The sequence below is a fragment of the Paraburkholderia sp. RL17-373-BIF-A genome, assembly GCF_046030175.1.
Taxonomy (GTDB): domain Bacteria; phylum Pseudomonadota; class Gammaproteobacteria; order Burkholderiales; family Burkholderiaceae; genus Paraburkholderia.
Genome location: NZ_JARESO010000001.1, coordinates 311,895 through 335,643 on the forward strand (window position 1 = coordinate 311,895; position 23,749 = coordinate 335,643).

The following is a 23,749-nucleotide window of genomic DNA, read 5'->3' on the forward strand; positions in this document are numbered from 1 at the left end:
ACGGCCAATCCATCTAAAAAGCTAAAGGCACGCCGACCGCACGAGGCGCAATGTCGGCCCACGCAGTTTCACTCGTCCGGCAGGCGAATCACGCTCGCATCCTTGCGAATCTGCGCTGCCGCCGACAGCATCTGCTTGCATTGATGCGCGAGCAACTTCATGTCATGCACGGCATCCGCCGAATAGCCCGGCGACTTCTCCGTTTCGACCACCATCGCATCGAGTTCGCGGCCCAGCAGCTTGATCTGCTCGTTCTGATCGGCGGCCGGCGCATTGCCGGTTTCAGCTTCGGTAAGATTGTCGCGCACGACACTCAGCGCACGTTGCAGCGGCTGTAGCGAGACGCCGTCGACCTGCTGTTGCACCGAGGTGCGCAAGAGCGGCGCGGCCGCGGTGATCTGCGAGGCGAGCACATGGCTGCGCACCAGCAGGCCGTTCAGTTCCGGTACGAACTTCTGCGCGGACTTCGGCTCGAGCATCATGCGCTGAAAGGCCTGGCCCAGATTGGCGAACGCGACGTGAACATTCTTGCGGGCGAGCCGGTAGCGGTAGTCGCGATCGAGCGCGGTCGCCGCGGCTGCGGCGGCAGCGGAGGCGCCGGCGGCCGGCTTCGCGGTCGGGTTGCTGACCGTGGTCGTGCCCGCACTGGCGCCGGCGTCGGCAATGGGTTTGGTTGTTGCATCGGTAGCCACGGCGGTCGCGGCGTTTGCGCTGCCGCTCGCAACGCTGCTTGTGCCACCGCTTCTGCCACCGCTTGCACCTCCGCTTGCACCTCCATTAACCGTCGCCAGCACCGGCTTGGCAAAGTCGATCGCCGGATCGGCCATCGCCGCCGCCGGGGCCCGCGCGCCGGCTTCGGTCACGGTGGCGACCACGGCGGCGGCCGGCTTGCCGCTCCACCACCAGCTTGCTTCCAGATACTGGCGAGTCGCGTTGATCATGTTGTTGACGAGCTTGCCCATCAAACGATATTCCCAGTACGGGAACAGGTGGCTCGCCGCGATTGCGATCGCGCAACCCACCACGGTATCGATCGCGCGTTCGCCGATGATGCGCATGCTGCCCGGCGCGAGCAGATGGAACATCAGCAGCACATACGACGAGGTGAACACCACGCTCGCCGTGTAATTGAACAGCAGCAGGCTGTAGCTCATCACCATCGACGCGAACATCACGACCAGCAGGATGTGCGGTTCCTTGACGAAGATCATCAGCGCGATGCTCGCCGCGCAGCCGATCAGCGTGCCGACGATCCGCTGCCCGTTACGCTGTTTGGTCAGCGAATAGCCCGGCTTCAGAATGATGACGGTGGTCATCACGATCCAGTAGGCGTTGGTGAGCGGCAGCAGGCGCCCGAGCCAGAAGCCCACGGCGACGGCGATCGTCACGCGCAACGCGTGGCGGAAACTCGGCGAGGCCATCGTCAGGTTCGAGAAAATCTGCCCGAACGGTACGCGCCGGCTCGACACGAATCGTGTGAGCGCCTGGTCGAGGCGCAATTCGGTCTCGGTCGTGCTGGGTTCGCTCGAGAGACTCTTGCGCATCTTGTCGATCAGACGCGTGGCGCTCCAGACGCGCCGGAAAGTCGATGAGATGGCCGAATAAGCCTCGTGGTTTTTTGCCGGCAGATCCTGCTTGCGCATCAGGTCGATTTCGAATTCGATGGCGCGCAATTCCGCCTTGACGTTCACGCGCCCACGCGGCGCATGGTTTTGCAGCACCGCAAGCCCGATCTCCTCGAGATCGGCTGCCGCCTTGCGGATCAGATCACGGTAGAACACCAGCAGATCGGAGCCGCCGAACGTATTGCGCACCAACGGGTAATCCGTATGCGCGCCGACGAACAGTTCGTGCAGATCGACCGTATTGATGAACAGATTGAACAGCATGGCGCGGCGCGGTTCGAGCTTGCCGCTCTTGAACTTGGGCAGATTGCGCAGCACGATGTCGCGCGCGGCGTCCTGGCGATCCACCGCGGTGATCTGCTTGTCGACCAGATTGCGATAACACTCGTCAAGATCGTTATCGAGGTCGTAGAACTCGGCGCGCGCCAGCAGATAGTCGGCGCACGCGAACACGCTTTCGGCCAGCGCCTGCTGCTCGATGCGATGCATCATCCAGCGGCTCACGAAGGTCGACCAGTAGGTGTACCAGAGGCCGCCAACCAGAATCCACGACGCATTGACGAGCGCCTGCATCGGCGTGAAGCGCTCTTCCAGCGTCATGATCATCATGAACAGCGTGGCAAAGCTAATCTGCGGCCAGCGGTTGCCGTACACGACGATCAGAGACAGCAGAAAGGTGAGCGGCACGACCGTGCACCACAACGCCACCGCGTTCACCGTGGCGAGCCCGGTGGCGAGCGCGGACAGGAAGCCGATCACCGTGCACGCCAGCATTTCGTTGTGCTTGTACTTGAGCGGGCCCGGCATATCGACGACACAGGCGCCGAGCGCGCCGGTCGCGATCGTGAAGCCGAGTTCGCGATCGTGAAACACGATCAGACACAGTACCGCCGGTAACGACACGCCGACTGCGATGCGCAGGCCGCCATAAAAGTACTGGCTGTAGAGGAATTTTTTTATTTCAACCGAATAGCGCATCGACTGCCTGGATTCCATTCACTGAGAAAACCGCGGTTGAAGGGGCAGACCCAAACTGCCGTCGAGTCTAACTGATTTTATGGCTGATCTGACCTCGTCCGTTCGGCCAGGTTCTGCCCTGGGGATGCGTTTGTTATGCTGTCGCTTCAATGTCAGTCGCGGCCTGGGCGTTCCGCCCGCGCCGCCCGCAAGCCCCGGGATCCATGCTCCAGCTCTTCTACTCGAATCGCTACGAAACCCTTGTCGGCGCGCTGCTCGACGACCTGGCACAAGCGCCGTCCGATCCCTGGACCGCGCAGCCCGTGATCGTCCCGAGCGCGGCGGTGCGGCGCCGGCTCGAGCTCGATATTGCCGCGCGCCAGGGCATCTGCGCGAATGTCGACTTTGGTTATCTCGCGCAATGGCTGTGGGCGCAGATCGGCGGCGTGATCACGGTGCCGAAGCATTCGCCGTTCGCGCCGGACCGGCTCGTGTGGCGCTGCTACCGGCTGCTGGGCCAAGTGGACGATGTGGACGAAGCGCTGCCCTGGAGTGCGTCGCCGCGTCTGCGCACGTATCTCGATGCGGCGGACGCTTCGATGCGCTACGAACTCGCGCGGCGCGTGGCGACCGTGCTCGACCACTATCTGACCTATCGCCCGGAGTGGTTGCTGCAATGGCAGAAGGGCGGCTCGATCTTCGCGAGCGGCGCGGCTGACGATACCGGTCCGCGCCTTGTCGGCGCGAGCGAAGCGGCGCGCGAGGACGAGCGCTGGCAAGCGGCGTTGTGGCGCGCGGTGCTCACTGAACTGTCGGGCGACGCGCAGACTCCCGCGGCCGCCTTGCCGCCTGCCTACCGTTTTCTCGACGAAATCGGCACGCTCGATCTCGAGGCGATCTCGAACGCACAGTGGCCCGAAGCGGTCAGCGTGTTCGCGCTGCCGACCATGCCGCCGTTGCACGTGGCGCTGCTGCGCGCGCTCTCGCGCTGGGTCGACGTGCGGCTGTACGTGATGAATCCGTGCCGCGAGTTCTGGTTCGACGTCGTCAGCGCGGGGCGCGTCGAAGCGCTCGACGCCGCCGGCCAGCTCGACTATCAGGAAGTCGGCCATCCATTGCTTGCCGAGTGGGGTCGCCAGACTCAGGCGCAGTTGCACATGCTGCACGAGTTGACCGAGAGCGCCGCTTCCGGCGAGACCGGCGATTTCACCGAGAATCCGCAACCGAGCTGGCTTGCCGCCGTGCAGAACGGCATTCTCGATCTGCGCGACGAGACCGATGCCGACGAACCGCCGATCGAACGCGGCATCGAAGTGCACGTCTGCCACAGTCTGTCGCGGCAACTCGAAGTGCTGCACGATCGCCTGCTCGGCTGGTTCGATGAGTTCGACGATCTGCAGCCGTCCGACGTGCTGGTCGCCGTGTCCGATCTCGCGGCGGCCGGCCCCTTGATCGACGCCGTGTTCGGCACCACGCCGCCTGGCGACACGCGCCGCATTCCGTACCGGATCACCGGCTTGCCGCCGTCGCAGGCCAATCCGGTTGCGCGGTTGCTGCTCGATTGGCTGGCCTTGCCCGAGCGCAGCGTGGGCGCGCCGGATCTGATCGAATGGTTGCGCGTCGACGCGATTGCCGTGCGTTATGGGATCGACGCCAGCTCGCTCGAAGCCGCGCAGGAGTGGTTGGCGGCGGCCGGCGCGCGTCGCGGGCTCACCCCGGTCGAGCCGACGGGCGAACACGTGCCGATCGCCCGTCATACGTTCGCGGATGCGCTCACGCGCCTGTATCTCGGCTATGCGATGCCGGAGGGCGGCGAACCCGTGGACGCCTGGCTGCCGATCGAAGGCGCCGGCGGCTCGGATGCGGAATTGCTCGGCCGCCTGTCGCGTTTCGTCGACGACATCGACAGCTTCGCGGCGAATTGCGCAATCGAGCGCGCGCCTGCCGAGTGGACGCAACTGCTGCTCGAAACGCTCGCGCAATGTTTCGACGGCGGCGTCGAGTTCGCCGATTCGCTCGCCGCCGTGCGCGACGCGATCGACAAGATGGGCGACGCGATGCAAGCCGGCGCGCAAGAAGTCGCGCTGCCCGCCGCGGTGGTGCGCGGCGCGCTCACCGAAGCGCTCGACGACCCCGCGCGCGGCGGCGTGCCCTGGGGCAGCGTGACGTTTTCGTCGCTGACCAGTTTGCGCGGCTTGCCGTATCGCGTCGTCTGCCTGCTCGGCATGGACGACGGCGTGTTGCCGAGTCTCGCGCGCGCCGACGAGTTCGATCTGATGGCCGCGTTCGGCAAGGCGGGCGACCGTCAGCGCCGCGACGACGAACGCAATCTGTTCCTCGATCTGCTGCTCGCGGCGCGCGATCGTCTCTTCATCGCTTATACGGGTCGCAGCATTCGCGACAACGCGCCGTTGCCGCCCGCCGCACTGGTCGATGAATTGCTCGACCATCTCGCGCAGGTGTCGGCGGGCGAGGGCGCTAGCCCCGCCGAAGTCGAGAGCGCGCGGCATGCGTTCATTGTCGATCATCCGTTGCAGGCGTTTGCGTCGGACTATTTCTCGTCGCAATCCGAGCTGTTCAGCTACGACGCGGATCGCGCCGAACTGGCCACGTTGCTGGCTGCGCCCACGCATGCCGCTGCGGCTCCGTTCTTCGATCGACCGCTGCCGCCGGAAGAGCCGGCACCGATTGCCTTCGACGAATTCGTGCGTTTCTGGCGTCATCCGGCGCGGGCGCTGTTGCGCGACCGCCTGGGCATCGTGTTGTCGGAAGCACAAGGCGAATTGCTCGATACCGAGCCGTTCGACCTGGATTACGCGGGGCGCGATGCATTGGCGGACCGCCTTTTGCCCGTGCTGCTCGACGTGGATACGGACGACGACGTCGTGTTCGAGCGCGTGCGCCGTGTGGCGGCGGCGAGCCCGGAATTGCCGGGCGGCGCGACTGGCGCGGTGTGGCGCGCGCGCGAGCTCGGTGCGTTGCGTCAGCTCGCCGACAGCGTGCGTCGCGAGGTGGCTTCGGGTGTCGAGCGTTTGCCGTTCGTGCTCGACATCGCGCCGCGCTGGCCCGCGAGCGAGGAGCTTGCCGGTGCGCTGTTCGGCCCGCATGACGCGCTGCTTCGGCAAGGCGCCGAAACGCCGTTGCAACTGCACGGCAATCTGAACCTGCTCACCGAAACAGGACAAGTGATTTTCCGCTACGCCAAACCTACCGCACGCGACTATCTGTCGGCATGGCTCGCGCATCTGGTCTATTGCGCCGCGCAGCCGAACGGCTCGCGCCGCACCGTATGGCATGGCAGCGGCGAGAGTTTCGAACTCACGCCGGTCGCTGCGCCGCTCGACGAACTGGCGCCGCTCGCCGCGTTGTTCAAGGCAGGCCGCATGCTGCCGCTGCGCTTTTTCCCGAAGAGCGCGTGGACCAAAGTCAGCGAAAGCGATTCGGCCGCGCAGGGCGTCTGGATCAACGACCGCGTGCGCGGCGAGTCCGACGATCCCGCCTTGCGCATCGCATTGCGCGGCACGCCGCTGACGCTCGACGAGCCGTTCGGCAGCCTCGCCGCGATCGTGTTCAAACCACTCATGCAACATCTGCGGAGCGCGTCATGAGCGGCGCCACGAAGCATTACGCACTGGTCGCCGAAGAACTCGACGTGTTCGCCTGTTCGCTCGACGGCGTGAATCAGATCGAGGCTTCGGCGGGCACCGGCAAGACCTGGAATATCTGCGCGTTGTACGTGCGGCTGCTGCTCGAAAAGAACCTGAACGCGGACCAGATTCTCGTCGTCACGTTCACGAAGGCGGCGACCGCGGAATTGCATGAACGCATTCGCGGGCGTCTGGCCGAACTGCACCGCGCCATCGAAATGGATGACGACGGCGGCGATCCGTTCGTCCGCCGTCTCTTTGAAACGACGCTGGGGCCGGAGCGGGGCATCGAGCGCGAGGACGCCTTGAAGGTGGTGAGGCGCGCGTTGCGCACCTTCGACCAGGCGGCGATCCATACCATCCACGCATTCTGTCAGCGCGCGTTGCAGGAGGCGCCGTTTGCCGCCGCCATGCCGTTCGCCTTCGAAATGGAAGCCGACGACGCGGCGTTGCGCTTCGAAATGGCGGCTGACTTCTGGCGTGAGCAGGTGGAACCGGTAGCGCATGCGCACCCTGCGTTCGCCGCGTGGCTGGTGGCCAAACGCGCCGGTCCCGCTTCACTCGATGAACAACTCGCGCGGCGTCTGAAGAAACCGTTGGCGCAGTTGCGCTGGGGCAAGGTCGACGCGAGCGGCAATGGCACCGATCCGCAAGCTGGCTTCGAAGCTGCTTGCGACCTTTGGCAAGCGGAGCGCGATGCGATTGTGAGTTTGCTGACTCAGGCGCAAGACCGTCTGAGCAAGACCTCGCATAAGCCCGATCATGTGAGCGCCGCCATCGCTGCATGGACTGAGTACTTCGCGCAGGGCGACTGCCATGCGCCGCCGCCGAGGGCCGCGTTGAAGCTGACGGCCTCGGCGTTGAAGAAGGCCACCAAGGTCAAGTTCGAACCGCCCGAACATGCGTTCTTCGAGCATGCTGAAGCGCTGGCGGCAGCCGTGATCGCGGCCGAAGCCGCGCAACGCGCGCGCTGGCTCTCGCTCGTGCAAACCTGGCTCGACTACGCGCCCGCTGAACTGGTGGCGCGCAAACGCACGCGCCGCGTCGTCTCGTTCGACGATCTGCTGTCCAATTTGTACCGCGCGCTCGCGGCGCATCCGTGGCTTGCCGATGCGTTGCGCACGCGTTACCCCGCAGCCCTGATCGACGAGTTTCAGGACACCGATCCGCTGCAGTTCACGATCTTCAGCCGCATTTTCGCGCCGGCCGGTCCGCTGTTTCTGGTTGGCGACCCGAAGCAGGCCATCTACAGTTTTCGCGCGGCGGATCTGCACACCTATCTGGCGGCGCGTGAGGCAGCCTCCGCGTGCTACACGCTGGCCGTCAATCAGCGCTCGACCGCGCCCATCGTCGAGGCTTGCAACCGGCTCTTCGAAGCGAATCCGCAAGCGTTCGTGCTGGATGGCCTCGACTATCAACCGGTGCGTGCGGGCGAACGGCGCAGGCTGCCGTTTTCCGATCCGGACACGAGCGCAGGCGACTTCCGTATCTGGACCTTGCCGCAAGGCGACGCCGCGCTGACCAAACGCGAGGCTCAGCGCGAAGCGAGCGAAGCGTGTGCCGCCGAGATCGTGCGGCTCCTGCGCGGTGCGCGCGAAGGCGCGGTGACGATCGGCGATGCGCCGCTCGCGCCGGGCAACATCGCGGTGCTGGTGCAAACGCATAAGCAGGGCAGTCTGATCAAACGAGTGCTGGCCGCGTGGGGTGTCGGCAGCGTGGAGCTGGCGCAGGCGTCGGTGTTCGCGACGCTCGACGCCGAACAGATCGAACGCGTGCTGGCCGCCGTCGATACGCCTGGTGATCTGCGCCGTCTGCGCGCCGCGCTGGCGACCGACTGGCTGGGCCTCGACGCCGCGGCGCTGTGGCGGCTCGAGCAGGTCGCCGACGCGCCATCGGTCGCCGACGATCCCGCGCACGCCGGCGACGCGATGGGCTGGGTCGAACGTTTTTCGCGCTACCGCACGCTGTGGCATGAGCGCGGCTTCGCGGTGATGTGGCGCACGCTGATGCGTGAGCTGCGCGTCGCGCAACGGCTGGTTGCCGCAGCGGACGGCGAGCGGCGCCTGACGAACGTGAACCACCTGGCCGAACTCGTGCAGGCGCGCGCCGCGACGCAGCCCGGTATCGCGCCGACCTTGCGCTGGCTCGCCGCGCAACGCACCCAGGGCGGTGGCGACGACGCGCAGTTGCGTCTCGAGTCGGATCGCAACCTCGTGCAGATCGTCACGGTTCACAAATCGAAAGGGCTCGAATACGCGGTGGTGTTCTGTCCGTTCCTGAACGACGGCGCGTTGCGCGAGCCGCCGTCGTCCGGTTTGCCGGATGCGCGCGAGTATCACGACGAAACCGGCGATGCGGTGCTGCACTACGGTTGCGACGACGAGGAGGCCGAGCATGCGTCGCGTTACGCGGTGCGCGAACAGGCGGCGGAAAGGGCGCGGCTCGTCTACGTGGCGTTGACGCGCGCGGTGTACCGCTGCTATCTGGTCGCCGGCACGTATCTGTCGTCGCGCTCCAGCAAGGAGTCGCGCCGCAGCGTGTTGAACTGGCTCGTGGCCGGCGGTGGTCATGATTTCGGCGACTGGCTCGCCGAGCCGCCCGACGAAGCCGCGTTGTCGGCGCGCTGGCAGGCGCTGGCGGGTGGCCCGATCACGTTGCAGGCGCTGCCTAGGCCGCAGCGTCGCGTGCCGCTCGAAAGCCTTCAGGACCGCGGCGCGCGAATGCAGGCGCGAGCCAACCGCCGGCCGTTGCGCGATCAGTGGCGCATGGCGAGTTTCAGCGGCCTGATCGCCGCCGGCAGTAAAGCCGAAGAAATGCATGCGCCGGCGGAAGAGGTGCGTCCCGATCACGACGAGATTGCCGATGCGCTCGTCGTCACGCCGGCACCCATGCCACAGGCGCCGGCCTACGATGAAGACGACATCCTCGCGTTTCCGCGTGGCGCCGCTGCGGGCGATTGTCTGCATCGCATGTTCGAACTCGCTGATTTCACCGAGCCGCAGACATGGACCGACGCCATCCGCGGGGCGTTGCGCGAGCGTCCGGCTCCGGCTGTGCCTGAACTCGCCGCACGCTTGCCGGCGATGATGCACAACCTGCTCAGGGACGTGGTCACTGCCGAACTGCAGCCCGGCATGACACTCGCCAAACTGAACCCGCGCCGGCGGCTGAACGAACTCGAGTTTCTGTTCGCGGCGCCGTCGCTCGATTTCCCCGCGTTGCGTGAACTTCTGATCGAACACGGCTATCCCGACGTCGCACTGGAACCCGGCGTGTTGCGCGGGTTCGTCAAAGGATTTATCGACATGATCGTCGAGCACGACGGACGGTTCTGGATCGTCGACTGGAAATCGAACCATCTGGGCGACACCGCCGCCGACTACGCCGCCGCGCCGCTCGAAGCGGCCATGGCGAGCCACGCGTATCACCTGCAGGCGCTGCTTTATACGGTCGCGCTGCATCGTTATCTGAAAACGCGGGTGCGCGATTATTCGTACGACACGCACATCGGCGGCTATCTGTATCTGTTCGTGCGCGGCGTGCGTCCGCATTGGCGCGACGCCGACGGACCGGCGGGCGTGCATATGCGGCGCCCCGCATTCGAGCTGGTTGCGCTGCTCGACGCGGCCATGATCGGGGGTGTCGCATGAGCGCGTTCGAACAGAGCACATCGGCGCCGCCAGAGCTCGACGACATCGGCGTGAATCTGCCCGCGCCGGCGGATTTCAGTATCGCGCTCGCCGAAGGTTTCGCGCGCCGCATCGGCGCGCTGGCGCGGCGTGGCGGCGCGTCGGCTGAGGCGGTCAAGTGGGCGGCGCGGGGTGCATTCGCCGCGAGCCGCGCGACGGCTGAAGGGCACGTGTGCGTGCCGCTTGCGGTGCTGGCGCGACGCTTCGAGGCGTCGAGCGCCGAAGCTCGCGCGGCCTTGTTCGCTAGCGGCATGGCGAGCGATGGTTCGCAAAGCGCGGCGGCGTTGCGGCCGCTGGTGGTCGATGGGCAAGGGCGCTTGTATCTGGCTCGCTATTACGACTACGAGCGGCGGCTTGCACGCGCGCTAGTGGCGCATGCGGAGGCGGGGGCGGAAGCGGGCCAGCGGGCGGAGGCGCGGACTCGTGCGCTTGACACTGCGCACGACGATTCTCACGCGGGATTGTTTGCCGGCGCTGACGCCGATGCGCGTACAGGCGCGAGAGCGAGCGCTGCCGCCAACCTTGGCGCCGACGCTGGCGCGGGTGCGGGAACCAGAGTGAACACGAGCGCGAGCCCCGACGCCCAAACGCTACACGAGCGTCTCCTACGCTATTTCGGTCCGCCCAAAGACAACGAAGTCGACTGGCAACGTGTCGCGGCGGTCATGGCGCTGTCTGGGCAACTCACCATCGTCAGCGGCGGACCCGGCACCGGCAAGACCACCACTGTGGTCGGCGTGCTGGCCTGCCTTCTCGATGCGCGTGCGGATTTGCGCATCGCACTCGCGGCGCCCACGGGCAAAGCCGCGCAGCGCATGCAGGAGGCCTTGCTCGCGCGCGCCGGCGATTTACCGCCTGAACTCGCGGCGCGTTTGCCGCAGACGTCGTACACCCTGCATCGTTTGCTCGGCTCCGGGCCGGGAGGACGCTTCCGGCATCATCGGGACAATCCCTTGCCTTACGACGTCGTCGTGATCGACGAGGCGTCGATGATCGACGTCGCCATGGCCGCGCATCTGCTCGACGCCATTGCCCCGCAGACGCGTCTCGTGATGCTCGGCGACAAGGACCAACTCGCCGCCGTCGAGGCCGGCGCGGTGTTCGCCGAACTCAGCGCGCGTCCGGCTTTTACGCAAGGTGGTTTGCGGCGGATCGCCGAGGCGCTCGGCATCGACGAGACACGGCTTACGCAGGCATTGCCGGGTGCATCGCGGGGCTCCGGCGCGGAGCCTGCCGATATTTTCGCGCAACCCGATGCGCCGGACGACGATCTGTTTGCCTATGCGGGTCCGCCGGATGCTTTCGATGAACCACCGGCGAGTGACCTTTTCGAAAGCGCAGCACCAGCGCCGACGTCCGCCTCGTCCACGCAAAGCCCGCTTGCCGATTGCGTCGTCTGGCTCGAGCGCAACTATCGGTTCGGCCTGGAGTCACCGATCGGCCGACTGTCGCTCGCAATTCGTAACGGCTCGGCGAGCGCCGCGCTCGATGTCCTGCACACCGATCCCGCGGAAACTTGCGCTGCAGCGCTTCACGAAGATACGCACGCGACGCTTGCCGAGCGCACCGTCGCACGGCTTGCCGCAGGTTTCGCGCCCTACGCCGAGGCGCTTGCCACAGCGCTAGCAGCCGAAACGCCTGACCCATTGCCGCTGTTCGACACGTTGAATCGTTTCCGCATTCTGTGCGCGACCCGCTCCGGGCCACGCGGCGTCGATCAGGTGAACGCGGTGATGGCGGCGCAGGTGCGGCGCGCGGCGGGCGTGACGCTGGCAGTGGGCGCGCAGTGGTTCGCCGGGCGTCCGGTGATGGTGACGCGCAACGATTACGCGCTGGGTCTCTTCAACGGCGATATCGGCATTGCGCTGCCGGGCGCGAGCGGCGCGTTGCGTGTGTATTTCCGGACCGGCGACGGCGGTTTGCGAGCGGTGTCGCCGGCGGCGCTTCCACCGCACGACACCGCGTTCGCGCTCACGGTTCACAAGTCGCAAGGCTCGGAGTTCGAGCACGCGGTGCTGATGCTGCCGTCGGTATTTAGCCGGGTGTTGTCGCGCGAACTGGTGTACACGGCGATCACTCGCGCGCGAGAACGGGTGGAAGTGATCGGCGGGCGCGCCGTGCTGGCGCAGGCGATTGCGACGCCGACACAACGCGACTCGGGATTAGCCGCGCGGATAGCGGAGGTGTGGCGCGGCGGTAAATAGTAGGTGCGGCTAGCGCGGGCTGCTTGGCGGCCCGATCACGCAAATTAAGCTGCCGGTACGGCAGAACGGCAGAACGGCAGAACGGCAGAACGGCAGAACGGCAGAACGGCAGAACGGCAGAACGGCAGAACGGCAGAACGGCAGAACGGCAGAACGGCAGAAAAGCCCAAGCGCATTCCGCACCGAACCCGCTCAACTAGCAGTGCCACCCGACTGCACACGCGCCTCGACGCGCCCACGCATGCTCTTTCGATAGCAGAACGTCCACAGCGTGAGGCCGCCATAAATTCCGTAGCCGATAAACGGCGAGACCACCAGGAAGCGCTCGATCGGCCACGTTAGCGCCATCCACGCACGCAGCGCCGTTTCGCCAGTCAGGCCGATGCCCCACACCAGCGTCATCAGCCGCATCGCGTTGACGAGAGCAGGCCGCTCCTGCCACAGTGCTTCGAAGCGCGCCGCGCCGCCCTCCATTTCGCGGGCGACGGTGGCGCGCGCGAGATAGAAGATCAGCGGGCGGCGCATCGGCAACGAGAGCAGAAACACCACGCCGACCGCGCCGGACACCAGCGACTCGCGCAACAGCAGCATGCGCGGACTGCCACCGAGCGCCATCGCCGCGACCGAGAGCACGATGCCGGTCACCACCAGCACGCTCAGCGCGTCGACGCGCCGAAAACGCACGAGTTCGATCAGACTCCAGACGATCGGCGGCACGGCCGACGCGACCAACGCGCCGGTCTCGCCCAGGCGCGGCAGCGCAAGCCGGTACGCGAGCCACGGCAACAAAAAGTTGACGGCCAGTTCCAGCACAAAACCTGGACGGAGTTTCATGTGAATTTACGCTGTAAGCGAAAAACGCAGTATCGATGAACTGGCCGCGTGGACGCAAATAGTTTTTCGCATCGGCAGACGCGCTCGATAGTCCGTAGTCGGTGATCGGTCGCGCGCTGTGTACACTCATGTTTCCCGATTCAAGCTCGCGTCATGACATCCCGCTATCCAATCCCGCCGAACGAAATCGAACTGACCGCAGTGCGCGCGCAAGGAGCGGGCGGCCAGAACGTCAACAAGGTCTCTAGCGCCATTCACCTGCGCTTCGATGTGCAGGCTTCGTCGCTGCCCGAAGTGTTGAAAATGCGCCTGCTCGCGCTGTCAGATCATCGGGTTACGCGTGATGGCGTCGTGATCATCAAGGCGCAGGAGCATCGGACTCAGGAGATGAACCGCGCGGCGGCGCTGGCGCGGCTCGATGAACTGATCGAAAGCGTCAGCGTGACGCGCAAGCCGCGCGTCGCAACCCGGCCGACGCGCGCGTCGAACCTGCGGCGCCTCGACGGCAAGGCCAAACGCAGTGAGATCAAATCCGGCCGCGGCCGGGTGGACGACTAGCGCTTGCTGCCGCGCCCCGTCGGGCGCGCATCCGCGGTCGTGGCAGCCGGCACGAAGTCGACGCACAGCACATGCGTGCCGTCGTCGTACTCGAAGGCGAGGGCCGCGGTGTAGCAGTCCTGACCGTCGGCGAGCGAATAATGCGGACCCATCATCGCGACGCGCCCCGGTGCGGCGAGCGCATGCTTGAAATAGGCCCGTCGCGACCAGTTGCTGCGGGTATCGGTGTAGAGCGGCGCGAGCCGTAGCGGAGGCGGCGGCACCGAGGCGGCCGTGACCGAGGGCTGGGTCTGCTCGCCCTGTCCGTCGGTGATGAACACACGGCGTGCTTCGCGCAGATGCCAGACCTTTTGCGCCGCCTGGCGCAGATCGCCGGTGGACTTGTAAGTCTCGGCGGCCGCCAGCACTGCTTCAGCGAAGCCTTCGAAACCGAGCCGCTGATGGCCCGCATGCTCGCGTTCGTAGTTGGCGAACTTGCCCCACATCGATTCGATCAGCGCAGGCACCTTCGCGCAGGCCGCCTGCACGGAACTCTTCGGTTGACCGAGCCAGAAACCCTGGACGAAATCGACGTCGGCCTCCATCAGGATCATCAGCTCTTCGTCGGTTTCGACGCCTTCGGCCAGCACCAGCGTGCCGGATTGATGCAGCATCGAGACCAGGTGGCTGATCATCGAGTCGTCGCCTTCACGCTTGCCGGCGCGCGCGACCAGCGAACGGTCGAGTTTGACGATGTCAGGGCGGAAGCGCCACACGCGATCGAAGTTCGAGAAGCCGGTGCCGAAGTCGTCGATCGCGATCAGGAAGTCGCGCGGCTGCGACGCGGCGAGCATGCTGGCGACGGCGGATTCGTCGTCGGCGGGCTGCTCGAGCACTTCGATCACAATGCGCTCCTGCGGCAGACCGAAGTGCGCCGACAGTTCGTCGATGAACGCGCGTTGCGGCCAGCCGGTTTCGAACACCTGCGGGCGTGTATTCAAAAACAGCCAGCCGGTGCTGATGCCTTGCTCCATGAAATTCGCCACATGCAGGCAGCGTGCGATGCGGTCGAGCTCGCGGGCGTCGGCCGCCGAGCGGGTGCCGGAAAAGAGCACGTCAGGCGAGACCGGCAGACCGACCGGATCGAACGCGCGCAGCAACCCTTCATACCCGACCACGCGCTGGTGTGTCACCGACAACACCGGCTGGAACACGCTGTGCAAAGTCAGCGCGCGCCACGTCGCGGTCCAGCCGGACTCGTCCCGGACCAGATGCGGGAGCAGGCCGCTCAGGGTCAATTCGCTGACGGATGGCATAAAGGCAGGCAAGAGAGCGGACATGGTGACATCGCGGCAAGCGGGTGACGGGACGCGCCAGGCCATTCGGCGCGCAACGGGTGCACGGCCCACACGTGCGCTGGGCAGGTCGGATAAAGCCCGGAAACGCGGAGAGCGATGCCAGCCATGCTGGACTCCGGCGAATTAGTCAAAACCAGTCTAACAGTTTGCAATTCGCGTGAATGTGCGGGTAATCACAGACGCGGGGTCATATCCGCGGTGCTGCCGATCTCCACGCCAATCGGGCGTCTGGCTTGAGTTTTGCGCCCGTTTGCCCCGCGCAAAACCGCTTGCGCCTGGCGCTCTCAATCGCCTGTATGAAACCGAGGGTAACAGGGCGGCAAGCCGACACCCGCCAAACTCCAGGCAAGGACGGTACTCGGACGTCGGGAGGTTCGAACGGGCGATCCGGTCAGCGCGGCCGAAACGTGAACAGGCACGCCGCTGCCTTGCGCGCAGGCCGCCAGCAGGTTCGGCGGGCGGCGGGTATGCTGCTGCTTTTCGTGAAAGGGAGGTCAGGCATGTCGGAAATCGCGGTGGTCGCAATCTCGGTGGCGAAGCCGGGCTATGAAGAGCAATTGCGGCAGGCGCTCGAAGGGCTGGTCGGGCCGACGCGCAAGGAGCAGGGAGCGCTTCAGTACGATTTGCACCGCGACGTGCAGGAGCCGCGCCAGTTCGTGTTTGTCGAGCGTTGGGAAAGTCATGAAGCGCTCGCGGTGCATGCCAGATCGGCGCACATCGAGGCGTACAAAAAAACGGTGGCGGACTGGGTGGAACACGCGGAAATTCGCGTCGTGTCGAAGATCGCCTGAACCTTCAGACGAGTTGCACAACGGCGAGCGAACCGCCGGGCGCGATCAGCCCGGCACGGCGCTCGCCGTTTGTTTTTAATGCGTGGCTTGCGGGACGTCGAGAATCAGGATGATGGTCCAGTCGGCGTCGCCATCATGGTGATACTGGCGTTCCGCGACGATGAACGGCTGCTGCTTACCGTCCGGGCCGAGAAACAGCACGTCGCCTTCCATCGGCAGGCATTCGACGGGCGGCAGCGCCAGAAACGCTTCCTGACCGCCGCGCGGCATCAGTTTTTCGATTTTGCGAGATGCCGCTTCAGTCCATTCGATATCAAGCTGGATGTTGCTCATGCTGTCCTCCGCACCAAGGTGCGCACGGGTTAGGGGAGTCCGGCCAGGCGCCGGTCGGTGCGCGACTTTAGCACACCGCCAGCCGGGCGCCGCCGGCCTTGAGCCGCCGGCGCGGGACAAGCCGGTGCGGTGCGCTGCTCCGCGTCTGGCGAGTCTTTCGCCAGTCCATTAAACAACAAAAAAAGCCGAAGCCGACGGTGCCGGCTTCGGCTTTTCACCTTCGCGGCGCGGCCGCGGGTGAGTCGGGTAACCGCGCTTAGGAGCCGGCGTCGGCCTTGGGGGCCTTCTTGTGAGGGGCCGACTTGTGGTGTTTCATCGGCTTGGCCGGTGCGCTTTCCATTGCTTGCTGGCGGTTTTGCAAATCTTGCGCGCGCTGCTCGACGTCGGCGGCCTTGGCCGGATCGGTGCTCATCATGACGCCGTTGTCCTGCGCATAAGCCGCGCCCGTTACGGCACTGAGGGAAACCAGGATCGCCAGGGACACTTTCTTCATCGCTACCTCCGCAGAGTGGTTGTGGACCCGAGTACTTGCCTGTCCAAACGGAAAGACAATGCATTCTAGCCAGCAATATCCGCTCCAACAGACGGTTTTGTAACTGCAATGACAATTCGTTACATCTTGTTACGCTCAAACGGCGGTCGCGATGCGCGGTCAGTCGAGCGGGAAGTCACGATAACTCCGTTGCCGCTCAAGAGCATTCTTCGTATGTCTAAATAATCGGCCTGTAATGCAGTTCGAGTTTCAGTAGTGGATTTCAGAACCAGCCGATCGCGCGATAGACGTGAAATTGCGCGATGCCGATCAATTCGTGCAGCGCAGTCTCCGCGGACACCAGGTTGTCATATCGCGGCAGTACACCGAGACGTGCGCCTATCGCGTTCGAGATCAGCGGTTGTGGCGCGAGGCCGAAGCGATGGAAGTCGAGCAAGGCGCGCGGCATCTGGTAGGCGGAGGTGATGAGGATCAGCGAATCGTAATCTGAGCCCTGCAAGATGGTGGAAACGTTGCGCGCGTTTTCGTAGGTCGTGAGGCTGCTGTTTTCCAGCACGATGTCCGAGCGTGGCACCTGTCGGCGCAGCAGGTAAGGCAGATAGGTGTCGGCTTCAGTCGCGCGATGCCGCTGCGGATTGCCGCCGCTCACGATCACATGGCAGGTATCCGCCGCGCGTTTGCAGGCAGCGTAGTTCTCGGCGCTCGCCGCAATGCGCGCAAGCACGTCGCGCGGGGGCACGAGGACGTGGTCGTCGTCGTAGATCGTGCCGCCGCCCAGCATGATGATCGCGGTGCGCGGCGCGAACGTGGCGGGCGTCTCGGTCCGCCAGTGCGGCTGCGCCAATTTCAGCAAGGGCGCGGTGAGCCAGCCGGCGGCGAGCAGCCAGAAGACGGCGACGGTGCAGACGGCTAGAGGTCGGCGGGCGCCTTTCCATAGCACGATTGCTGCAAAAAAAAGCGCTAATAAAGTGAATAGAATCAATTTAAATGCGGTAACGTATGTCTTTCGGGACAAATCCACGGGCTTGCTATGGCGCCGCACCGGTTGCATCGCCAGTTCGTGGACAGAACGCTAACATGCCGTTCAGACGGGGGTTCCGAAAACGAGACCAGGCAGCACCTGGCGGAATTCGACTGCACGAGTTGCGGTCAGCTTCCAGCCAAGGGCGGGTGCTACGCGCGTCACTGGTGGCGCGGTGACGTGTTGGGCATAAATGTGTCATAGCTGCACTTTAAGAAAGAAGTGAGATGACCACGTATTCCAACGAAGCGGTACTTGAAGCGCTGCGGCGGGCGCAATATCGCCAGGTCCCATGGGCTAGAAGGCCGGGTGTTTTCCAATATCTTCGCGCACTAGGCTTGATGGACACCGTTCGGCAGCGCACTGTCGCGCCGGCTCCGGGTTTCCACGCACCTGTCGATATCGCCGTGCTCACTGAGCGGGGCAGAGCCGAGTTCGCGCGGCTCGCCCATGACGAACGTCTGCTCACCTGGACAGCACAGCGCATGAACGACTACGTTGTCGCTACAGCCGACACGCGGCCCACCGCCGCGCTCGAAGTCCGGCCTTAGGTCCGGCGGGCTGGCAGGCGTTGTTTTCCGGCCGCTTCGTGCGGCTGGCGGTGTCTCCATTGTTGCGTCCATCCGCGTCATGACACTTGCGTCGCGCCGTGCGTCTTTGCGCGCGCGCAGGTAATCGCGCGGCCATCGATCACGCAGCGAAAGCCTGAAAAAAAGCCCGTATCGCGAGGATACGGGCGTACCGGAATTACTACTGCCACGCTGTGCTAATGGCGTTAAATCAGACTGGCACAACGCGCGGTGGTTCCCCCAATTATTCAATATGCGCTACGGAGTTTCGCGAGTGAGTCCCGTGGGCTTTGCTCACGTTCGACTCCGCCTAACGTCGGTGCGTCGGATCCTGGCGAGGCGCCTCCGGTCGTGTGCGCACGTTGCTGGCGATATCACCGCGCAAGTCTCCGCGCGGCGCCGGCGGTGTGAAATCGCGGGCGCGCGAATCGCTTTGCTGCCAGGCTTCGATGGTTGCCGGACGATCCGGCCGCCAGTTCCAAGCCTGTTGGCGCTGCTGGGCAAGCGCCGGTGCGGCCATCGATGAAACGACAATGCCGCACAGAAGCAGTGACATTGGTTTCATGCTGAGCTCCCGTCAAGCCGATCGACTCAAGGCCTGTTTGCATACACATAAGGTATGCCCAGTCGCGAAAGCACGCTGTAAGTAATAGTAAATGGATGTTTCACCAGCAACTATCGCGCTGCTTCAGACGTCTGAAGCAGCGCGCAAGCAGGCTGGGTGTAACGGGAAGGGACGACTGTGTTGGGCGCGCCGAAGAGCGGTGCCCATGACAGGTACGGCGTGCGCCAAGACGCGTCGACCTGAGGATTGATACGCGCCGGGCGCCCGCAGGCGCCCGGAGGAAAAGCAATGTGCGTCAGGCCATCTTGACCGGCGCGCGCCACGATTCCGGATTGGTCCAGAAGGCGCCGCGCAGGCGGTCACGGCTCGGCGGTGCCGGCGGTTTCGCGGCGGTCGCGCCAATCCGGCCGCGCAGCGAAATTTCACGGCCGCTCGTGCCGAGTCGCTTAACTATTTCGGCGAGCGTACCATCGGCTTGCCACTCGTCGAAGCGACGGCGGCAAGTCGGTGGCGACGGATAGCGGCCCGGCAGTTTGGACCAGCCTTCGCCTGTCGATAGCACCCACAGCACGGCGTTGACAACCGCGCGCGCTTCCACGCGTGGCCGACCGCGCCGTTCGCTCCGTGCTGGCTCCGCACAGAACAACGCCTCGACCAGCGCCCACTCGTTGTCTCTCAAATCGTCGAACAGCATCATGTTTCACCTCAGCGAAGCTAACTCCGGTGCGCTGCCCCGCGCCGCGCACTCTCCATGCACTCGATAGGCGAGTGCCAAGGAGGGTCGGGCTTGCCACGGTCTGCTATGCAGTCAGAATCATGGCGCCGACCCTTGTCTGCAGATAAATGCAGGAAGTGTGCCAAGTTGAGTCCAACCGCCTGAAAGCCCTGTGACAGCGGGCCAGCGCGGGCGCTAGCTAGGGGCGTATAAGAATCCAAAAAACCCATCTCGCAAATCGGGACAATCACCAATCTTGTGCAATCAGGCCCGGCCAGCGTGCGTTTGCGCCTTATCGCTGCATTGCAGCGAGATTGCGAAAAGCGACTGTGGCGCTATCTTTAGCCTTACAATACGCATCAAATGATGCAATTGATGAGGTTGGTAAATGAATGTCACGCTCCGCCAGCTAAGGGTTTTCATCGAGGTGGCCCGTTTGCAGAGCTTCAGCCGGGCCGGCGATGAAATCGGCCTGACGCAGTCGGCGGTCAGCCGTTGCGTGCGCGAACTGGAGGGCGAGATCGGCCTCAAGCTGATCGATCGCACCACCCGCGAGGTGCAGCTCACGGATGTCGGCGGCAACCTCGTATCGAGCGTGTCGCGTCTGCTGACGGATCTGGACGACGCGCTTCGCGAGATCCGCGAAATCGGCGAACAGCGCCGCGGACGCGTGGTGGTGGCCGCCAGCCCGACGGTGGCGTGCCGGCTCATGCCGCGCGTGGTGGCCTCGTGCGTGCAGCAATTCCCCTACATCGCGCTGGGGCTGCGCGACGACGTGCAGAGCGACGTGGTGCGCAAGGTCAAGTCTGGCGAGGTCGATTTCGGCGTGATCATCGGTCCGTTTTCCGCCGACGACCTGCTCAGCGAATCGCTGATGACCGATTCGTTCTGCGTCGTCTTGCGCGACGATCATCCATTGGCGGCGAAGGAACGCGTGGCGTGGGCGGACCTCGACGGCCAGCAGCTCGTGATGCTCGATTACGCGTCGGGCAGCCGGCCGATCATCGACGCCGCGATGCAGGAATATGGCGTGAGCGCCACGGTGGTGCAGGAACTGGGGCATTCCGCGACCGTTTTTGGGCTGGTCGAAGCGGGCGTCGGCGTGAGCGTGCTGCCGTGGCTGGCGTTGCCGTTGCCGGAGGGCGCGTCGCTGGTGGCCCGGCCGCTCGTGCCGCGCGCGGAGCGCACGGTCGAACTGGTGCGGCGGCGCGACCGGTCGCTGTCGCCGGCGGCGGAGGCGGTGTGGGGACTGATTCGTCAATTGCCGGGACGGGCAGAGGATTTGAGCTAGCTGGCGGCGGTGGGACTTGCGCGTTGTCCCTAGGGCGGCAAAGGCACCGCCGCGTGGGGGAATGCGATATTCCCGTGGGCAGCAAAGGTGCGGTCGCGTGATGCGCGCGACGCCGCATGGTCGGAGAGGGTGCGATGGGACGAATGTTGTCGTTCTCGAAGCACGGCGCCTGGCAGCAACCCGTCCGCGACCGCTCGTCCCGCCACGCATCTTATCCACCGACTTCGCCGTCCCAAAAAGAAGCACCAAGCTAAACTGTCGCCTCTGCTGAATTTCAACCCATGCCCTTTACCCGCCTGGAAGCCTCGATGAGCGAATCGGATCTGCCCGTGCCATCCATCCCGAACGCGCGCGACGCTGTGCGCGCACTGCGTCCTTCGCAGATCCGCGAAGTCGCCAACGCCGGTTTCGGCGTCGACGACGTGCTGCCCTTCTGGTTCGGCGAGTCCGACCGCGTCACGCCGGCCTTTATCCGCGACGCGGCCAGTGCCGCATTGGCGGCCGGTGCGACGTTCTACACGCACAACCTCGGCATCGCGCCGCTGCGCGCCGCACTTGCCGGCTATGTCGGCGACCTGCACGGCGCGACGTCGGCGGAGCATATCGCGGTGACGAGCGCGGGCGTCAACGCGCTGATGCTGGCGGCGCAACTCGTGGTGGGCGCGGGCGACCGCGTCGTCGCGGTGACGCCGCTCTGGCCGAATCTGGTCGAGATTCCGAAGATTCTCGGCGCGCACGTCGAAACTGTCGCGCTGGGCTACGGCGAGTGCGGCTGGCAGCTCGACCTGGAGCAGTTGCTGGCGGCGCTGACGCGCGACACGAAAATGCTGCTGATCAACTCGCCGAACAATCCGACCGGCTGGGTGATGAGCCGCAACGAGCAGCGCGCCGTGCTGGCGCATTGCCGGCGCCACGGTATCTGGATCGTGGCGGACGAGGTCTACGAGCGCCTTTACTATGCGGACACTTCTGCGGATGCGACTGGCGTGCCTTCGCGCACCGCGCCGTCGTTCCTCGATCTCGCCACCCGCGACGAACGCGTGATCTGCGTCAATTCGTTTTCGAAGGCGTGGTTGATGACAGGCTGGCGGCTCGGCTGGATCGTCGCCCCGGCCGCGTTGATGGACGATCTGGGCAAGCTCGTCGAGTACAACACCTCGTGCGCGCCGGCCTTCGTTCAGCAAGCGGGCATCGCGGCCATCGAGCAGGGCGAGCGCTTTACGCAGGAGCTGGTGCGCGACCTGAAGGCGTCGCGCGACCATCTGGTGCGTGCGCTCGCCACGGTGCCTGGCGTCGACGTCAAGACGCCGTCCGGCGCGATGTACCTGTTTTTCTCGATGCCGGGCGCCTCGCGCAGTCTGGAGCTTTGCAAGGCGATGGTGCGCGACGTCGGGCTCGGCGTGGCGCCGGGCAGCGCGTTCGGTCCGCAGGGCGAGGGCTTCGTGCGCTGGTGCTACGCCTGCGACACGGCGCGGTTGGACGCGGGCGTCGAGCGCCTGAAACGGTTCCTTGCGGAACACGCAACGGCGCAATAAGTGAGTGGCGGAAAAGGTGGCTGCGCAAAGCTATTGAACCAACCAGGCGAAGAACAACCGAAGAAAGCGGGTTTTTATCAAAATAAGCCCGCTTTTTCGCAAAAGCACGTCCGCCAAAGCATGGCTGGGCAATGCGCGGGGGATTTCGTCTTTACGCACTGATTGTTTTTGCGTAATATGGCGCTCAGTCACGCGGTTCCTTTCAGGAATATCGCTGCTCCGTCCGGCTGGGTTTGGCTCGATTGTCTGTTTCGCCGCCCCCCGGTGCGTGCTCCCATCAATATGACCGATCAGAATCGGGCGAGCGCGTCTTCAGTTCCACATCGTCTGTTTGATCCGGTTCTTTGACCACAGGGTCTGACCTAGCTGCATGAATACCCAAGAGGCGAAGATCGTCCTCGAGACTGCCTTGATCTGCGCGCAGGAGCCGTTAAAGCTCGGCGAGTTGCGCAAGCTCTTTGCCGACGGCGTGTCGGCAGACACCGTTCGGACTTTGCTCGAAGACCTCAAGCAGGACTGGTCTGGGCGCGGTGTGGAGTTGGTCGGGCTGGCGTCGGGGTGGCGGTTTCAAAGCAAGCCCGCGATGCGTTCGTATCTGGATCGTTTGCATCCTGAGAAACCGCCGAAATATTCGCGCGCGGTGCTCGAAACGCTCGCGATCATTGCATACCGGCAACCGGTGACGCGTGGCGATATTGAAGAGATTCGCGGCGTCACGGTGAATACGCAGGTCGTCAAGCAGCTCGAAGATCGAGGCTGGATCGAAGTGATCGGCCATCGTGATGTGCCGGGCCGTCCCGCGCTGTACGCGACCACGCGGCAGTTCCTCGACGACCTCGGGCTGACAGCGTTGGACGAATTGCCACCGCTCGCCGATCCGTCGGCGCAGTTGAACGCGGATCTGCTCGGTCAGCACGCGATCGAGTTCGCCGACGCCGATGCCGCACAGGCTTTGGTTTCGAAACAAGAGCTGGTGGATTCAGGCGTGGTAGTTGAAGCAGGCGCTGTTGCAAGCGAAGCTGTTGCGGATGAATTTGCGAGCGCAACTGCCGATGGCGAGTCGGAGAATGTTCCGCAAGCCACGGGCGAAGCGCCGCAATCCGACTCCGCTGACGCAGCCAGCCATGCCGTTGACAGCCAGCTTGAAGCAGTAGACGAGGCGTCAGGAACGGAAATCGCTGGCGAACTCGCTGAAGAAGAGCATCAGACGCAGCACACCGAGCCGGTGGAATCGGCGCAGGCGGCCGACAGCGCAGCGGAAGTCGCGGCACAAACCGCATTGGCATTCTCCGGGTCGCACTCGGACGCCGCTATTGCGCCGGCCGCGCAGGACCCGGCTGAAACGGCAAATGCAGCACACGTTGCACCGCAGGCAGGCGCCGCCGAGTCCGCACAGAATCACGATCCGGTCTCCCAGGCCGATCCGGCAATACCCGCGCACGACTCGGGCGTACTCCGCAATACGGAGCACGCCGCCGAGCCGAACCCGACCAAGGCGGCGCACGGCGATCCTCTGGATCGTCGCGATGCGGCGCAGGACGCAGGCATTCTGACCGACGACGAACCCGAGTCGCGCAGCGCCTGA

16 protein-coding genes and 1 pseudogene are annotated in these 23,749 nt (G+C 64.9%); 9 read left to right on the forward strand and 8 right to left on the reverse strand.

Annotated elements, in window-relative coordinates; genetic code table 11:
* Positions 1 to 68: 68 nt before the first annotated feature.
* On the reverse strand, positions 69 to 2,603 hold the full coding sequence (locus P0D80_RS01380) for an FUSC family protein (RefSeq protein ID WP_408280667.1): 2,535 nt from the start codon (positions 2,601 to 2,603) through the stop codon (positions 69 to 71).
* 203 nt (positions 2,604 to 2,806) lie between these two features.
* Here P0D80_RS01380 and recC point away from each other — a divergent pair, with 203 nt between their 5' ends.
* From recC to P0D80_RS01395, 3 genes are read left to right on the forward strand one after another with little or no spacing between them, the layout of a single operon-like run.
* On the forward strand, positions 2,807 to 6,190 hold the full coding sequence (recC, locus tag P0D80_RS01385) for an exodeoxyribonuclease V subunit gamma (protein ID WP_408280432.1): 3,384 nt from the start codon (positions 2,807 to 2,809) through the stop codon (positions 6,188 to 6,190).
* Entirely contained in the window at positions 6,187 to 9,879 is a 3,693-nt protein-coding gene (recB, locus tag P0D80_RS01390) for an exodeoxyribonuclease V subunit beta (protein WP_408280435.1), read from the forward strand. The genes recC and recB overlap by 4 nt, the downstream gene beginning before the upstream one ends.
* Complete coding sequence (locus tag P0D80_RS01395; RefSeq protein ID WP_408280438.1) at positions 9,876 to 12,122, forward strand: AAA family ATPase; 2,247 nt, start codon at positions 9,876 to 9,878, stop codon at positions 12,120 to 12,122. The genes recB and P0D80_RS01395 overlap by 4 nt, the downstream gene beginning before the upstream one ends.
* A gap of 192 nt (positions 12,123 to 12,314) precedes the next feature.
* Here P0D80_RS01395 and P0D80_RS01400 read toward each other — a convergent pair whose 3' ends face one another.
* Entirely contained in the window at positions 12,315 to 12,956 is a 642-nt protein-coding gene (locus P0D80_RS01400) for a VC0807 family protein (RefSeq protein WP_408280440.1), read from the reverse strand.
* Positions 12,957 to 13,109: 153 nt separating this feature from the next.
* Here P0D80_RS01400 and arfB point away from each other — a divergent pair, with 153 nt between their 5' ends.
* Positions 13,110 to 13,514, forward strand: coding sequence for an alternative ribosome rescue aminoacyl-tRNA hydrolase ArfB (gene arfB, locus P0D80_RS01405; protein WP_408280443.1), 405 nt, complete (start codon positions 13,110 to 13,112; stop codon positions 13,512 to 13,514).
* On the opposite strand, the gene P0D80_RS01410 is transcribed toward arfB, so the two are convergent.
* Positions 13,511 to 14,833, reverse strand: coding sequence for an EAL domain-containing protein (locus P0D80_RS01410; protein ID WP_408280445.1), 1,323 nt, complete (start codon positions 14,831 to 14,833; stop codon positions 13,511 to 13,513). The genes arfB and P0D80_RS01410 overlap by 4 nt on opposite strands.
* 518 nt (positions 14,834 to 15,351) lie before the next feature.
* Between P0D80_RS01410 and P0D80_RS01415 the strand changes: the two genes are divergently transcribed.
* Positions 15,352 to 15,642: a putative quinol monooxygenase gene (locus tag P0D80_RS01415; RefSeq protein WP_408280447.1), complete on the forward strand. Its 291-nt coding sequence runs from the start codon at positions 15,352 to 15,354 to the stop codon at positions 15,640 to 15,642.
* A 75-nt stretch (positions 15,643 to 15,717) separates the two neighbouring features.
* Here the strand turns inward: P0D80_RS01415 and P0D80_RS01420 are convergent, their stop codons facing one another.
* From P0D80_RS01420 to P0D80_RS01430, 3 genes are all read right to left on the reverse strand, one after another.
* Positions 15,718 to 15,975, reverse strand: coding sequence for a hypothetical protein (locus tag P0D80_RS01420; protein WP_007182306.1), 258 nt, complete (start codon positions 15,973 to 15,975; stop codon positions 15,718 to 15,720).
* A gap of 256 nt (positions 15,976 to 16,231) precedes the next feature.
* Entirely contained in the window at positions 16,232 to 16,468 is a 237-nt protein-coding gene (locus tag P0D80_RS01425; protein WP_132374959.1) for a hypothetical protein, read from the reverse strand.
* A gap of 262 nt (positions 16,469 to 16,730) precedes the next feature.
* Positions 16,731 to 17,450 carry a YdcF family protein gene (locus tag P0D80_RS01430; RefSeq protein ID WP_408280450.1) on the reverse strand — a complete coding sequence of 240 codons (720 nt, stop codon included), beginning with the start codon at positions 17,448 to 17,450 and terminating at the stop codon, positions 16,731 to 16,733.
* Between the two features lie 266 nt (positions 17,451 to 17,716).
* Between P0D80_RS01430 and P0D80_RS01435 the strand changes: the two genes are divergently transcribed.
* A complete protein-coding gene (locus tag P0D80_RS01435; protein WP_132374957.1) occupies positions 17,717 to 18,040 on the forward strand; it encodes a hypothetical protein in 324 nt (107 codons plus the stop codon).
* A 328-nt stretch (positions 18,041 to 18,368) separates the two neighbouring features.
* Here P0D80_RS01435 and P0D80_RS01440 read toward each other — a convergent pair whose 3' ends face one another.
* On the reverse strand, positions 18,369 to 18,623 hold the full coding sequence (locus tag P0D80_RS01440) for a hypothetical protein (protein WP_132374956.1): 255 nt from the start codon (positions 18,621 to 18,623) through the stop codon (positions 18,369 to 18,371).
* A gap of 298 nt (positions 18,624 to 18,921) precedes the next feature.
* Positions 18,922 to 19,317, reverse strand: a pseudogene (locus P0D80_RS01445) (transposase); the annotation flags it as partial.
* A 409-nt stretch (positions 19,318 to 19,726) separates the two neighbouring features.
* On the opposite strand from P0D80_RS01445, the gene P0D80_RS01450 reads away from it, so the two are divergent.
* From P0D80_RS01450 to scpB, 3 genes are all read left to right on the forward strand, one after another.
* Complete coding sequence (locus P0D80_RS01450; RefSeq protein WP_408280453.1) at positions 19,727 to 20,629, forward strand: LysR family transcriptional regulator; 903 nt, start codon at positions 19,727 to 19,729, stop codon at positions 20,627 to 20,629.
* 308 nt (positions 20,630 to 20,937) lie between these two features.
* Positions 20,938 to 22,164, forward strand: coding sequence for a pyridoxal phosphate-dependent aminotransferase (locus tag P0D80_RS01455; protein WP_408280455.1), 1,227 nt, complete (start codon positions 20,938 to 20,940; stop codon positions 22,162 to 22,164).
* A gap of 370 nt (positions 22,165 to 22,534) precedes the next feature.
* Positions 22,535 to 23,749, forward strand: a complete 1,215-nt coding sequence (gene scpB, locus P0D80_RS01460) for an SMC-Scp complex subunit ScpB (RefSeq protein ID WP_408280458.1) — start codon at positions 22,535 to 22,537, stop codon at positions 23,747 to 23,749.